Raw genomic sequence first — 13,987 nt, 5'->3', positions numbered from 1 at the left:
GGGTGGCAACTATAATACAGTCTAGTGCAATAAATCACCTTGTAGGATTTTTCCTACAAGGTGATTTTATTCATTGATGGCTACTGAATTCCCAAAGGAAGCTCGAAGTAAAATACCCATAGCAATAGGAAGCTACTCCACATGACTAGGAAGGAGAGGCTGAAAGGTAACATCATCGATACTAGGGTACCGATTTTAGCCTTTGAACTATATTGCTGCGCTGTGGCTAATATGATGCCTAAATAGCCAAACAGCGGGCTGATAATATTGGTAACCGAATCACCAATACGAAAAGCAACCTGAGTGAGCTCAATAGGGATCCCGGCCATTAACATGGTAGGAATAAATACTGGGGCCATCATGCTCCATTGTACAACGGGTGATCCCATGAATATGTTTAAAATGGCGCTAATGGTAATCACCGCAATGACCAGTAGTATGGGGCTGACGGCAAAGCTTGATACCAAATTTCCAAAATTGACGGCGAGATAGCCAGATATTTGGCTTAGCTTAAACATATAAATGAGCTGGGATGCGAAAAAGATCAGTAGTAGGAATAGGCCTAGTTGACTTAGGCTTTTCTGACAGGCCTCAATAATGTCCTTCTCACTGCTAAATGCTCCCGATAGCCAACCAAAAGTCAGGCCGCTTAACCCGAAGGTGATGGAAACGAGAATGGGCAACCCCTTTACAATTTCACTATGGGCAAACAGGGTGCCTTCTTCCGGTCTCAGCCAACCGTCAGGGTGGATGGCTGCGATAAGAATTGCTGCTAGTGTCCCCAAGAAAACGAAAGTCGACCAGAAAAGGGCGCGATCGTTTTTTCTGTTGGGTGACACCTCATCGCTTTTTTGTTGGACGTAATGCTTGCTAAGCCTTGGCTCTACAAACTTTATCGAGACCACAGAGCCGACAGCAATTAACAAAAAGACGCTGGAAGCGAGGAAGTAATAGTTAGCAAGGGGGCTGACCACAATGTCGGGCGAAATTAAGCTTGCAGCCGAAGTGCTGATACCCGCAATAACAACATCATAGGTTGTCATGAATACGGTTGCGTGAGTACCGCCCGCCACACCCGCGAATGCCGTAGCCAGGCCTGCTAATGGTGGCCTGCCGGCAGCTTGGTATGTACGGCAGGCTAACGGGATGAGAACAATATAGCCAACCGAACCTATTACATTCGATAGCACACCGAGCAGTAAAATAGTGGCGGTGAGCTGCCACGTACCAGCCTGCTTTACCGCGCGTTGGACGCTATAGCTAATGAGCCCTGAGGAGTCGGCAAGGCCGATACCAACCATGGCAACAACAATGATCCCGAGCGGTGGGAAGCGAATGAATTCATAAACTGCGCCTCCTAGCCATTGGCGAATCGCGCTAGGAGAGAGGAGGTTTTGAACAAATTGAAGCTCTTGGCCGGGGAGTTGGTAGCTCCACCCTGCATAGTGGCCTATGCAGGAGAGGAACATGACAAAAAAGGTGAGCAAAACGAACAATGAAACTGGGTGGGGCAACTTGTTGCCCCAACGTTCAATCTTGTCAAAGCACGATTGCCCACACTTGTTTGGCATGGTGTGTGCCTTAGAAGTCATACACTAAGCCAGCGTAGTAGGTTGTACCTCTGATAACCTCTGAATAGGCCGGGGTATTTGGATCCGAAATATCTTCGTTGGTAATGTTGTTCACCCCAAACTTGATATAGGTTGCAGGGTTTACGCTGTAGCGTAGGCCTGCGTCGATAGTCGTGTAAGCATCGTTAGGCGTTAGGTCTCGGCCAAGCTCACCCACGTGTTCACCTCGGTAGTGGGCGCGGGCGAAGATATCGAGTTCGCTGGTTGCAAACCATGTTACATCTGCCGTTGCTTGATGCTTCGACGTTCCTCGGAGTACTTCGTCAGTATCGTTATCAATGGCATCCAAGTAGGTGTAAGACAAGTTAAGCAAAGCTTGCTCGAAGTTTTGAGATAGAACAAACTCGGCGCCTTTGATGGTGGCGCTGCCAATATTGCCATAGCGGAAGTCGTTGCCGCCTATAGACTCATTTTGGATCAGGTTGTCGATTTCATTGTAAAATACAGTGAGGTTTGCTGAAGTATCGCCATGATTGAAATAAGCACCTAACTCGGTAAAGTCTCCGGTTTCGGCCTTGAGGTCGGAATTACCGTAGATGGTTCCTCCGCCTGCAACAGGCGCTGAATAATCATCGAAGGTCTGTACCATTTGCGGTGCCTTGAATGCTGTGCTGTGGCCGCCTTTTAATGTCCATTGATCATTCACTTCACTGGCAACATAGGCGCGGTAGGTGAACTCGCTGCCGTAGATTTCATCGTCGTCATAACGTCCACTCAGTGTCAGCACCGTTGCATCGGTTAAGCTAAGGTTCGCCTCTGTAAATGCGCCCCATTGAGTACGGTCCAGATTTTGGTTCTCAAAGAAACGGGCAGCCCCCGTTAGCTCAGTATTTCTTGCATCAAACCCAAACGATACCGTGTGCTCGCCGACATCAAGTGATGCTTGTGAATCAATACCGTATGTCTTTTCGGCTATATCGGAGTTCGGGTTGTCTATGTATTGAATATCGTAGTCATCGTAAAAGACATTCGTTTTAACAAAGCCGTTATCTAAATCGAGTTGATGCCTTGCGCTGAGTTTTTGTGTCTCTCGTTGCTGTTCGAATTCTCGGCTGTTGAATACTCGGTCACCTTTTTGATCTTCGCGGGACACTTGAAGCTCTAAACCAAGCGTGTTTCGATCATTAACTTGATAATCCAGCTGGTTGAAAATATTGTAATTATCACGTTCACGGAGCTTGGTAAACTCAGGGGCTTGGTCATAGAAGGTTTGGTCAACATGCAAGTAGTTGCCAAAAACGGTCCAGCTTAGCTGATCGGTAAATGGGGTAGAGAAATATACGCCGATCTGCTGGCCATTTCCGCCTTCATCTTCGGCGTTATATTGGCCTTCGACACTGATGGCACCTTCTGTAACACCGCTGTTTTTTCTGGTGGTAACGCTGACTACGCCGCCCATTGCATCGGCACCGTATAGCGATGACATTGGGCCGCGTATAACCTCAACACTCTCCATGGCGATGGTTGGAATAAAGCTTAACCCGCTATCATTACCACGGAACATCGCTTCACTGCTGTAGTTGCGGTAACCATTCATTAGTACCTGCGTGTAGCCACTATTAAGGCCGCGTATGGCGACACCACGTGTACCATTGGCGTTCGATGTGACGGTTACCCCTGGGGTGCCAACCAATACATCACCTAAATCTTGTGAGAGTTGAAGTTGGTCGGCTTGCTCAGGGTCGATCACGCTAACTGTTGCGGGTGCCATTGCAACCGTGGCGCTTTGGCTAGCGGTTGCCGTAGTGACGATAACATCGTCTACTTCAATAGGTTGTTGCGCATTGGCTAAAGGGATCAAGAAGATACTTGAAAGAGGAATTATTTTTTTCATTTGAGGACCACTGCAATGAATGTAAATGATAACGATTGTTATTAGCTCGGTGTATGTTATTCATTGCGAGTGATGCCCATCAATTCAGAATTTTCTTACAAGAAGCGAAGAAGTATGATGCTGTTATTAGGGGGCTGATTCATTAATATTTTCTTTTAGGTAAGCGGAAGCGAAGCAGCAATAGTCCAAAGCCAATCAGTGCCAGTATCGAAGGCTCGTGAACAGATGATGCAGTGATGATCCTTATGTTATCGAGGTTATGGGCGACAACCATTTTAAATGAAAAGGTCTTCTGATCTTGCGAGATGGTAAAGTGGTTGTTTGGACCGTCTAGTTCAAATATTGCATTGGGGCCTGTGGCGTAAGTCGTACCAATTGCGCCAAACTTATCTTCAGTTAGGTTTAAATTAGGTTGTTTGTAGGCAATGCCGACAATGATTTCATTATCAAAGGTTACGCTGCCTTCAAACGTTTGATTTGGCCCGTTCTTATCACCATGGATGAAAAAGCTGCTGTAAATACCCGGTTGTAGTTGCCCGTTCCATGTTGCTTCAACACTTGCTACGCCACTGTCATAGAACCCTGACGGGTTATTAATGAAAGGGGCAACATCAACGGTAAGTGGCATGGTGAGTTGAACGTTTTGTTGTTCTTGCCAGAAAAATGCATGGTCATTAGATTCCAATTGCATGTGATCGGCTGATGTTGGTGGAGCAATTTCAGATAAGTCCCCAGACAGTATGTAAGCATGTACTGTGGAGGTAGTGAGAAGTAGCCATAAACAGCCAAAGAGATAAACAATTGACCTTAGGGTTAAATGAAAATGCCTGCCTTGATTCATATGCTTGCTCTGTTTTTTTCTGTGATTTACCAAGGCAAGCAAATGTTACGCCTAAATTTATTAATCTTATTTATCAAATAAATAAACAGAGCTGTTTGCGTTAATGTCCTTGAGTTGTAAAAAAAGCTGACATTCTATTTACTGATGTTACGTATCGTTTTATTTTTCTTTTTGGCACGGCCTTGCAACGCTTGTACCGACTGTGATCTGTATAACCGTTTTGTAAATTCGAAGCAGATAAAGAGAGATTTTTGCAGGGCAAAATTCATAATACTTGCTGTATTTTTTAGGTGCCCATTGGGTACTGGTTTTAAGGTGTATAGGAAAGAAAAATGGCATTAACTGAAAAAGAAAAGATGATTTCTGGCCAGGTTTATCAGGCTTGGGATGAAGAGCTGGTTAATGAGCGTCAGAAAGCGAAGAAACTGTGCTTTGCACTTAATCAAACTTGCCCAACAGAGCAAGAAGCGCGTCAGGCGATCATCAATGATTTGCTAGAGCGTGAAAGTGATGCTTGGATTGAGTCGCCATTCAACTGCGACTACGGTTACAACATTAAAGCAGGTAAGGGTTTTTATGCTAACCACGGTTGTACCATTCTAGACTGTGCACCAATTACCATTGGTGATAACTGCTTGCTGGCACCGGGTGTGGTTATTGCTACTGCGGGTCACCCGCTTGATCCTGTCGAGCGAGCATCGGGCGATGAGTTTGCTTACGCGATTACTATTGGTAACGATGTATGGCTGGGTGCAAACGTGACAGTTTGCCCAGGTGTGACAATTGGCGATAACGTGGTTATTGGTGCTGGTAGTGTTGTGACTAAAGACTTGCCAGCGAACACGGTTTGTGTGGGCTCTCCGGCCAAGCCTATCCGTACTTTGGATATCAGCGAAAACAAAGCAGAACTTGCCAAGTAAAAAACATAACCGCCAGAGTGCTTACCTTGTTATTGGTATGGCTCTGGCGTTGTTGGTTTATGGGCGAATTGGCGCTTAAATACCGTTAACATCGGTAAGGTGGCAGGCGATAAAGCCAACCCCGACAGCAATCGTTGGTGTGCAAATGATAAAACATGCCACTCGCCAAACCAGTTCTTGCGTCTTCATTATTGCTTTTCCTTATGCAGAAAATGACCTCATGCTCATTGTAACGAATGAAACAAATTAGTCGCCTGTTTTGACACTATTTTACATTCGTGGCGATTTACTCTGCTGTGCGTAATCCTTCTTTAACTTAATGTTTAAAACTTGAATTTAAGTGGAAAAATATTCCAATTAAGTGGGTTTTTATAGGGGGGTAAGTAAGGTTTTTCTCTGAATATTGCGTTATATTGCTGCCACTAAAAGACGAGTAATATAGGTAATAAAATGACTCAAACTATCAATACTGTGAATGCCCCTGCTGCTGTTGGTCCTTACGTTCAAGCTAAGCTTTTTGGCAACATGCTAATCACTTCTGGTCAGCTACCTCTAAACCCTGAAACAGGTAAAATGCCAGAAGACGTTGCAGAGCAGGCTAAGCAGTCTCTAGCTAACGTTGAAGCTATCGTTAACGAAGCGGGTATGACTAAAGCTGATATCGTTAAAGCGACAGTATTCGTTAAAGATCTGAACGACTTCGCAACAGTAAACGCTGTTTATGCTGAGTTCTTCGGTGACAACTGCCCAGCACGTAGCTGTGTTGAAGTTGCTCGTCTACCGCTAGACGCAAAAGTTGAAATCGAAGTAATCGCGACTAAGTAATCTAGTCCAAATTTCGATATTCTAAGGAGGCGTCATCGCCTCCTTTTTTCTTGCCGTAAATATTAAAAGCTATCTAGCCAGAGCACTTTTAACGTGATGACTTTTTGCCTTTGTCACTTTTCATATTGAATACGGTTTGCCTTGAAAATATGGGTGTCAGGGTAAAACGCGTACCATGCAAACCAATAAAGCAAAGTGGAAGATAATTGGTTTCCTTGGTTGTCTGTTATCCATGCCGATTGGTTATCTTGGTCATAATGAACCACCAAAGCTAGTCCCTCAAAATCAAAGTTAAATTGTGATTTTCCTTGTTTCCGTAATTCTGTGAACGGGAAGGCGATGACACTTTGCTTGCCCTTGAACCCCATAACGGTTTCTTTGCTTGAGTAAATACTTGGTGCCTTGTTGGCAACAGGAAAGAACAAGCGAGGAGAGCGCTGGTACCCTGCATAAGGGTCTTGTTGGTAGTTGCGGCTAAACCCGGTATCGGTTGAAAGTACCTTGGTTGATGGGTATTGGGCTTGCCATTGTTGCCAGCGGGTTAGGGTAAGTGGGTATTGAGTGAGAGATTGCCCTGCAGCAACACCAGTCACTGCCTTGCCTTTGATTTGTGACCACAGTGATTCGGTTTGGTGATCGTACAGCAAAACATCTGAGTTATAGAGCAGGCCCGACACACCAAACGTTAATGTTCGGCCATTCAAGGTAGCAGAAAACGCCATGCCCGAACCGCAGAGCGGGCAATAGGTAATGACAACCTTCTTGCCTTGGATTGTATCGTTAACAACTTCGTGCCAGTTGAGGATCTTGATGGGGTAGGCGCGGTGCTCGCCATTTACCGAAATCCCCAGAACCGGATCCCGTGCATTGAGAAAGTTAGCATTTTTAGCTGTTACAAATTTGGGCTTAAGCAGGGCTGGGATGCCATCTTTACCGGGACCACCGGATAGGATTTCGTGTGCGGGAATGGTGCTTCTCTCTAAGGAAAAGCCGTTAAGCGATGCTGCCTGCATGCCTAACGGCAGAGTGAAGATAAGTCCATATAAAATGATTATGAGTAGCTTCATTTACCCCTCCATCGCGCTTCATACATACAGACCGCGCTCGGGCAGGGATCTTTCATGTTTTATTCTATAGCTGATGAAAACTTCTGTCGGTATTGCTCTGGTGTGCAGTGAGCATGTTTCTTGAACAAGGTAATGAACGGCGATGCCTGATGGTAGCCCAGCGTTAATGCAATCTCTTTTACCGACATACCTTTACGCAATAAATGCAGTGAATAAACGAACTTGCGTCGTTGCCGCCATTCAGTGAAGCTCATGCCGAGCTTGTCTTGGCAATGGCGAGCCAATGTGCGTTCCGTCGTGTGGAGTTCTTGTGCCCAGTCTTTTAGGCTTTTCTCCGTAGTCGGATTAAGCTCAAGATCCTTGAGAATAGGCTTGAGCATCTTGTCGGTGGTATTCGGAAGAAATTGTTCGTGCTCTTGGGCTTTATAGACTTGATCGAGTAGCACTTTCACCAGCCTGTGATCTTCTTCGGTTTCAGGCACCGAAATGCGACGTTGCTTAAGATCATTGATGATCGCTTCCATGATCGGGGTGACTTCCAGCAGGCAAGGGTAGTCGGGAAGCGGCTCGGCAAGCGGTTGGACAATGTTCATCGAGCAGTAATTCAAGCTGCGGCGAATAAAACTCTCATGCTCGATGCCTGCAGGTACCCATACCGCGTACTGCGATGGTGACAGAAAACGCTTCTTCTCTGCCCGCAGCTCCAAAATACCGCCAGTAATCAATTGCAACTGCCCCCAAGGATGGCTGTGGCTAGGCGTGGTGGTATTGGGAAGGAACACTTCATGGCCGAAGAAAATCTCACTGGGTGGATTATCGTTATCGAAAAGGGGCTGGTAGATTTTCTTTGTCATGATGGCTACTTGTTGCTGCTTGGGCTTTCAGGTTACGTGAAATAATGTGTGATAGAAAGTGGTCGGGTGGGGAATAGAAACAGCAGTAGAACAAAGCCCAGCAAGTGCTGGGCTTAGTTGTATGACGGGTATGATTTCGTTCGATGTCCAGAAAACTTATTTCATCACGGTTTTAATCGCGGCTTCGGCACAGATGACGTCAAGGTGGCCGCCTGGCGCGCCGCCAACACCGATGGCACCAACAATCTGGCCTTTGTACTCAATTGGTAGGCCACCTGCCAGGAAGAGAAGGTTGTCGTCCATATCACGCAGCGGATCCATCAACGGCTTCTCTGCGACCAACTTCATCAAGTTTGCGGTTGGCTGCTTCATGCTAACAGCGGTGAAGGCCTTTTGGCGCGAGCTATCCAATGTGTGCGGGCTGGCGTTGTCGTAACGCAGTTGCGCTTGTACTCGGCCGGAAATATCGACAACCGTAGCAGACACGTTGTAGCCGTCTTTGGCGCATTGGCCTACTGCTGCATTTGCTAGCTCGAAAGCGGCTGCTGATGATAGTTGGGTAACCGTCGATACTTTATCATCAGCTAAAACAGAGCTTGAAGCGGCGAGTAATGTGGCGGCAAGTACAATATTCAATTTCATGATCTTTCCTTAATCGGTTCAGTAATTCAGTGATGTATTTGGGCGATGTATCACGAGATAGTTGTTTCGCTCTCGGTGCCCGTGTTGTTGCGATGGGATAACAATATCCAGCCAGAATTGCTGCAACCTTGTCGGAACATTACATGTTTGTAATGAAGTGAAATGTTGTCATCATGTAATATCGACATCAGGGAATGATGGTAAGCAGGATGCAAGATGAATATTTTAGTGATTGAGGATGACAGCCATATAAGTAATTTCCTTCAACAAGGTTTTGAGGAAATGGGGTTCAATGTCAGCTGCATTGCCGATGGCAAACAGGGTTATCAGTTGGCAACGCAAGATGAGTTTGATTTGGTTATTTTGGATCTTATGTTGCCAACCTGGGACGGCATGGATGTGCTGCGTCGGTTAAGGGGCGAAGGTTATCAAGTGCCCATTATTATCCTGAGCGCCCGCCACTTGGTTGAAGAGAAGGTGCAAGGGCTGCAATCTGGGGCTGATGATTATTTGGTGAAGCCGTTTGCTTTTGCTGAATTGGCTGCCCGTTGCCAGACCTTGTTGCGGCGGCAGATGCCCACCAATAGCCAGAGCCAGTTGGTGTATAGCGATCTTAAGCTCGACCTATTGAGCCGTAAGCTTTTTCGCCGGGAGAAGGAGATATCACTCAAGCAGCGTGAGTTCGACTTATTACAATTATTGATGCAGCAGCCGGAACGGGTATTTTCCAAAACCATTATTCTAGAAAAAATTTGGGGCTATCAGTTTAATCCGCAAACCAATGTGGTTGATGTGCTGGTGTGCCGTTTAAGGGCGCAGGTCGATAAAGGCTTTGAACAACCCTTGATCCATACCATTCGTGGGGTGGGGTATGTCCTTAAATATGAGAGCTGAGCAATCAACCCGCCTGGCACAAAAATGGTTGTTTAGACGATTTGTCGCCACCGTGACCCTGTGCTTTGTGGTCATCTTGCTGGGTATTGGCCTGATGCAGGTGTACTCCCTTGATGGGGTCGACAAAAAATTGCTTAAGTCGATGGGGGCGGAGTATCAGCGGATCTTAAAGTACGAATCGGATGAAAAATTGATCCACGTGCTTGAAGGCAACCCTGAGCGTTTGATCGAAAATGCAATTACAGCCGTCTCCGTCAGCCCAAACGTTGAGGGCAAACCGCAATATATTGCCGGCACCAAGCATGGCAATGCCGATATCGCCCTAGAATATTATCAAGCTGATAATCGTGGTTGGTATCAATTGTTGCTCGAACCGCATTACTTGACGCTAAAACTCAACGGCCAGCATCAGGACTTCTGGTTGGTGTTAAATGTTCACCCACGCTTGCACCTACTGTTTATGCAGTGGCTCATTATGGTGGGGGCGTTAGCGCTACTGTGTGCAGTGATTTCCTTAATTGTTTGGCGGCTACTGGCAACAACACTTTCTCCGGTCCACCGCTTGGCGAGAACCTTGGATCAGGCGAGCGAATGGTCGGTGAGCTTGCCACAAGACGATGATAGCAATATAGCCCATGGTAAAGGTGGGAAAGGAGAAAATCGCTTAGCGGTACTGAACCAAAGCTTGGAATTGGTTCACGGGCGACTGGAAGCAACCATTAATAGTATGGACAACACCCTGGATGCCATTGCCCACGATCTGCGAACACCACTGTCTCGCATTGCACTGACGACGGAAAAAACATTGGCGTCAAGCCACCCTCCTTCCAATGAACAGCTAACTAGCGCCTTATCTGATTGTGCCGAGTCGGCTCAGCAGGTGAGCGGAATGCTCAACACATTAATGAAAATTAATGATGAAGCAGCCAGCAAGTCATCGGTGGCATTCGAAGCGGTGGATTTACAACAATTGATGCTGGATGTTGCCTCCTGGTATGAAGAGCTCGCTGAGGATAGAGCGATGCAGATAGATGTGTCAGGACTTAAACCATGCAAGGTACTCACTGAGCCGAGTCGACTAATGCAGGTGGTTGTGAACCTCATTGATAATAGCTTCAAATATACCTCGTCAGGCGGCACGATTTACTTAACCTGCGGATCTGAGGGGGAAGAGGCAATGCTTAGCGTGGGTGATAACGGCGTCGGTATCGCGCCAGAGCACCATGAATTGATTTTCAAGCGCTTGTACAGGGTCGACCAAAGCCGGACTAAGTCGGGGTATGGGTTGGGACTGGCGATGGTGAAGGTCATGGTGTCTTCGCTAAAAGCCAACATCCAAGTGGAGTCGGCATTGGGGCAAGGGGCGATGTTTACCGTTATCTTTGCTGATGAAACCACAACGAGAGAGCGCTAGGGGCGGGTTTACCCCGCGCTTCCCTTTGTTGAATCCGCTGCTAAGTGCTATGCTTCACCGCTCGTTTTAGTGTTAAGTCCGGAAGTAAGATGAATTTTAATCGTATTGTCTGTTTTGATCTCGAAATGTGCTGTTGGAACGATGGTCGGGAGTCAAGAACAGGCGAGATCATAGAAATCGGGGTCGCCGAACTTGATCTGACAAACGGTGAAATTGTCCGACGTGCTCAGCACTTTGTAAAACCCGAGCATGATGAAGTGTCGCAATTTTGTACCGAGTTGACGGGCATCAAGCCGGAAGTTATCGAGAAGAACGGTAAGCCATTGGCAACCATCCTAAAGTCGGTTGAACAAAAGTTTGGTGGTCGCCATAAGATCTATGCGGCTTGGGGACGAGATGACCTCATCTTGCGCCAAGAATGCAAAGAGAAGGGGATCAAGGTACCGTTCAATGAGTTTTTGAACTTAGCCACCTTGTTTAAGCTCCAGCGCCATGTGAAGAACAAACGCTGTGGTCAGCGTTATGCGATGGAAGTGGCTGGTATTGAGTGGGAAGGTCGTCAGCACTCGGGCTACGATGATGCCTATAATTTGGCACGCCTTGCTAGAACCATGTTTTTGCCAAGTGAAGGTTCCGAGTAACGTATCGATACTAATTTGGGGCACCCTACCTGCTGTGCCCCATGATTCTCTTTTGTTAAAAAGCCCTTAAAGCCCTATCATCTAATAACCTCTCAAACTGTACAGCTTTTCATACCTTAACTTTTCCATACGGTATCATGCCAATACGTGATGCTTTTCCAACTTTTTGCATTGTTATTTGATCTATAAAAGAAAATTATTGCTGTGGATTTGACACAGATAACGCTTTTAATAAACTAGTGGCATATAAAAAGAAAGACATTTTACACTGGTTGGCTATGAACTTTACAAATTGTCGTATCCCGATAAAACAGCGGGATACTGAGCACCTATTTCCTTGCGCAGATGTTCTGAACGAGAACCGCACCCATCATGAAATTATCGAATGGTGGAATGTCCCTTACATTGATGAACTGGTCTATGAAGAAAGCGGCTTGATTGGCGTTTACGTTCTTGACGGTGCAACTTGGGATTGCCCGCGAAAGATATCTGAACATGACAGCTTTGAAGAGGCAGTGTCTGCGGCCAATTTTTATATCAAGCACTCCCCGCTTTTAAGGCGTTACCATGAGACATATCAACCAACCGCAAAGGTTGATCACTTACTTGATATGAGTTCGTTAATTCGAGGTAAAATGGGGCGTCCAACCGAGCAGGAGCTGTTTGATTATATGTTCCATTGGTTACCGCCTGCCGAGGCGGAGTTGGAGCGAACGGCTTGATAGCTTTGTGTTGAGCTAGCAGGGAGTCTATTCCCCCATTAATGACATATTCTAGTGCCAGCCATTCGGTTGGCACATTTGTTTCCTCTCATTTTTGCTTCCTATATTTGCAAAGCGACTTCCTGAAAATAGATCTATCAATTATTACTTGATTCAGTTGCAATCGTCCTAAGCTAATTAACAAATTAATTACAAAGCATCATTAGCTGCCATGTATTTCAAAGGAACATCAAGGAGATAGATATGTCCACTGAAACGCTCCCCTATCAGAAACCCACCTTGCTTCAGCGCTTTTCATCGGTATGTACTGCAATCGTACAGCGCTATTTACCTGATCCATTTCTTTTTGCTGCAATACTGACGTTTGTTGTATTCCTTATTGCAATGCCGGTTACTCAGCAGAGCCCAATGCAGATGGTCGATGCATTCTCGGGTGGTTTTTGGAAGCTGTTAACCTTTGCCATGCAGATGGCACTGGTGGTGGTGACAGGCCATGCGATGGCGTCAGCACCAGTATTTCGCCGTGGACTCTCTTACTTAGCGATGACGGCCAAGACACCGGGCCATGCGATTTTGATAGTGACGGTTGTGTCGGCGATTGCCTGCTGGATCAATTGGGGATTCGGTCTGGTTGTCGGGGCAATTTTTGCCCGTGAGTTGGCAGCTAAAGTAAAAGGTGTCGACTACCGTCTGTTGATTGCTTCGGCTTATACCGGCTTCTTATTCTGGCATGCCGGCTTATCTGGCTCTGTGCCGCTTGCCATTGCTTCAGGTAGCAATTTAGAAGCCGTGACCTCAGGTGCCGTTACTTCGCCTATCCCAACGAGCGAAACCCTTTTTTCTAGCATGAACCTGATCATTGTATTGGCCATGCTGGTTGTTATCCCTTTATTGAATCGCTCTATGCACCCTGCCGCCGATCAGGTGGTCTCTATTTCGCCTGATTTATTGCAAGATGACAAAGAAGAAGAGGAAGTAGATAAAAGCAAACTGACCCCTGCAGAAAGGCTAGAGCAAAGCCCTTGGGTTAACCGTTTGTTGGCACTGCTGGGCTTTACCTACATCGTGAGCTATTTCAGCGACAACGGCTTTGCCCTGAACTTAAACATCGTGAACTTTATCTTCCTGTTCACAGCTATTTTGTTGCACGGAACACCAAAGCGTTTATTGAAAGCGGTGGCTGAGGGCACCAAGAATACCGCAGGTATCTTATTGCAGTTCCCATTCTATGCCGGGATCATGGGCATGATGGTTGCCAAAGGCCCTGAAGGTGTGTCACTTGCTGGCGCGATGTCGGACATGTTCGTCAGTATTTCCAATGAGTACACTTTCCCGCTATTTACCTTTATCAGTGCTGGTATCGTTAACTTCTTTGTGCCCTCTGGTGGTGGTCAATGGGCGGTTCAGGCGCCGATCATGATGCCTGCCGGTGCAGAGCTGGGTGTACCCGCTGCCAAAACAGCCATGGCAATTGCCTGGGGTGATGCATGGACTAATATGATCCAGCCGTTCTGGGCATTACCCGCATTGAGCATCGCCGGTTTGAACGCGAAGGATATTATGGGCTTCTGTATCATATCCTTGTTCGCATCGGGCACCATCATAGGATTAGGCTTGTTGATCTTCTAATCGGTAAGTTTTGCCTTAGCTGGCATGATGAAGAAAAAACGCCAAACAAGCTATGTTTGGCGTTTTTGTGTGA

General features: G+C 46.5%; 13 protein-coding genes. 7 read left to right on the top strand and 6 right to left on the bottom strand.

The window, feature by feature from the left end; genetic code table 11:
* Positions 1-80: 80 nt before the first annotated feature.
* From C9I98_RS02055 to C9I98_RS02045, 3 genes are all read right to left on the bottom strand, one after another.
* The gene (locus C9I98_RS02055) at positions 81-1,592 is read right to left on the bottom strand and encodes an AbgT family transporter (RefSeq protein ID WP_211318295.1); all 1,512 of its coding nucleotides are present in this window, start codon (positions 1,590-1,592) and stop codon (positions 81-83) included.
* Positions 1,582-3,465 (bottom strand): TonB-dependent receptor plug domain-containing protein, encoded by a 1,884-nt coding sequence (locus C9I98_RS02050; protein WP_036819542.1) that lies wholly within the window; start codon positions 3,463-3,465, stop codon positions 1,582-1,584. Before C9I98_RS02050 ends, C9I98_RS02055 begins: the two co-directional genes overlap by 11 nt.
* A 142-nt stretch (positions 3,466-3,607) precedes the next feature.
* Positions 3,608-4,156, bottom strand: coding sequence for a hypothetical protein (locus tag C9I98_RS02045; protein ID WP_036819544.1), 549 nt, complete (start codon positions 4,154-4,156; stop codon positions 3,608-3,610).
* Between the two features lie 482 nt (positions 4,157-4,638).
* On the opposite strand from C9I98_RS02045, the gene C9I98_RS02040 reads away from it, so the two are divergent.
* Entirely contained in the window at positions 4,639-5,226 is a 588-nt protein-coding gene (locus tag C9I98_RS02040) for a sugar O-acetyltransferase (protein ID WP_036819547.1), read from the top strand.
* A gap of 450 nt (positions 5,227-5,676) precedes the next feature.
* On the top strand, positions 5,677-6,051 hold the full coding sequence (locus C9I98_RS02035; RefSeq protein WP_036824589.1) for a RidA family protein: 375 nt from the start codon (positions 5,677-5,679) through the stop codon (positions 6,049-6,051).
* A 113-nt stretch (positions 6,052-6,164) separates the two neighbouring features.
* Here C9I98_RS02035 and C9I98_RS02030 read toward each other — a convergent pair whose 3' ends face one another.
* From C9I98_RS02030 to C9I98_RS02020, 3 genes are all read right to left on the bottom strand, one after another.
* Positions 6,165-7,118 carry a DUF3179 domain-containing protein gene (locus C9I98_RS02030; protein WP_051902304.1) on the bottom strand — a complete coding sequence of 318 codons (954 nt, stop codon included), beginning with the start codon at positions 7,116-7,118 and terminating at the stop codon, positions 6,165-6,167.
* A gap of 59 nt (positions 7,119-7,177) precedes the next feature.
* A complete protein-coding gene (locus C9I98_RS02025) occupies positions 7,178-7,972 on the bottom strand; it encodes an AraC family transcriptional regulator (protein ID WP_107271506.1) in 795 nt (264 codons plus the stop codon).
* 156 nt (positions 7,973-8,128) lie between these two features.
* Entirely contained in the window at positions 8,129-8,614 is a 486-nt protein-coding gene (locus C9I98_RS02020; RefSeq protein WP_036816774.1) for a GlcG/HbpS family heme-binding protein, read from the bottom strand.
* 216 nt (positions 8,615-8,830) lie between these two features.
* Between C9I98_RS02020 and C9I98_RS02015 the strand changes: the two genes are divergently transcribed.
* From C9I98_RS02015 to C9I98_RS01995, 5 genes are all read left to right on the top strand, one after another.
* Entirely contained in the window at positions 8,831-9,508 is a 678-nt protein-coding gene (locus tag C9I98_RS02015) for a response regulator (RefSeq protein WP_036816777.1), read from the top strand.
* Complete coding sequence (locus C9I98_RS02010; RefSeq protein ID WP_081878821.1) at positions 9,486-10,922, top strand: sensor histidine kinase; 1,437 nt, start codon at positions 9,486-9,488, stop codon at positions 10,920-10,922. Before C9I98_RS02015 ends, C9I98_RS02010 begins: the two co-directional genes overlap by 23 nt.
* 89 nt (positions 10,923-11,011) lie before the next feature.
* Complete coding sequence (locus C9I98_RS02005) at positions 11,012-11,563, top strand: 3'-5' exonuclease (RefSeq protein ID WP_036816779.1); 552 nt, start codon at positions 11,012-11,014, stop codon at positions 11,561-11,563.
* 278 nt (positions 11,564-11,841) lie between these two features.
* Positions 11,842-12,285 (top strand): hypothetical protein, encoded by a 444-nt coding sequence (locus C9I98_RS02000; RefSeq protein WP_036816781.1) that lies wholly within the window; start codon positions 11,842-11,844, stop codon positions 12,283-12,285.
* A gap of 243 nt (positions 12,286-12,528) precedes the next feature.
* The gene (locus C9I98_RS01995; protein ID WP_036816783.1) at positions 12,529-13,914 is read left to right on the top strand and encodes a short-chain fatty acid transporter; all 1,386 of its coding nucleotides are present in this window, start codon (positions 12,529-12,531) and stop codon (positions 13,912-13,914) included.
* Positions 13,915-13,987 lie beyond the last annotated feature (73 nt).

The organism is Photobacterium sanctipauli, from assembly GCF_003026495.1.
Taxonomy (GTDB): Bacteria; Pseudomonadota; Gammaproteobacteria; order Enterobacterales; family Vibrionaceae; genus Photobacterium; species Photobacterium sanctipauli.
This window is presented reverse-complemented; position numbering and strand designations above follow the sequence as displayed.

What these genes read in the sequence shown, in the direction of transcription:
- C9I98_RS02010 (WP_081878821.1), top strand. Translation starts at nt 9,486, where the DNA reads ATGTCCTTAAATATGAGAGCTGAGCAATCAACCCGCCTGGCACAAAAA.
- C9I98_RS02035 (WP_036824589.1), top strand. Translation starts at nt 5,677, where the DNA reads ATGACTCAAACTATCAATACTGTGAATGCCCCTGCTGCTGTTGGTCCT.
- C9I98_RS02020 (WP_036816774.1), bottom strand. Translation starts at nt 8,614, where the DNA reads ATGAAATTGAATATTGTACTTGCCGCCACATTACTCGCCGCTTCAAGC.
- C9I98_RS02050 (WP_036819542.1), bottom strand. Translation starts at nt 3,465, where the DNA reads ATGAAAAAAATAATTCCTCTTTCAAGTATCTTCTTGATCCCTTTAGCC.
- C9I98_RS02040 (WP_036819547.1), top strand. Translation starts at nt 4,639, where the DNA reads ATGGCATTAACTGAAAAAGAAAAGATGATTTCTGGCCAGGTTTATCAG.
- C9I98_RS01995 (WP_036816783.1), top strand. Translation starts at nt 12,529, where the DNA reads ATGTCCACTGAAACGCTCCCCTATCAGAAACCCACCTTGCTTCAGCGC.
- C9I98_RS02045 (WP_036819544.1), bottom strand. Translation starts at nt 4,156, where the DNA reads ATGCAATTGGAATCTAATGACCATGCATTTTTCTGGCAAGAACAACAA.
- C9I98_RS02000 (WP_036816781.1), top strand. Translation starts at nt 11,842, where the DNA reads ATGAACTTTACAAATTGTCGTATCCCGATAAAACAGCGGGATACTGAG.
- C9I98_RS02005 (WP_036816779.1), top strand. Translation starts at nt 11,012, where the DNA reads ATGAATTTTAATCGTATTGTCTGTTTTGATCTCGAAATGTGCTGTTGG.
- C9I98_RS02030 (WP_051902304.1), bottom strand. Translation starts at nt 7,118, where the DNA reads ATGAAGCTACTCATAATCATTTTATATGGACTTATCTTCACTCTGCCG.
- C9I98_RS02025 (WP_107271506.1), bottom strand. Translation starts at nt 7,972, where the DNA reads ATGACAAAGAAAATCTACCAGCCCCTTTTCGATAACGATAATCCACCC.
- C9I98_RS02055 (WP_211318295.1), bottom strand. Translation starts at nt 1,592, where the DNA reads ATGACTTCTAAGGCACACACCATGCCAAACAAGTGTGGGCAATCGTGC.
- C9I98_RS02015 (WP_036816777.1), top strand. Translation starts at nt 8,831, where the DNA reads ATGAATATTTTAGTGATTGAGGATGACAGCCATATAAGTAATTTCCTT.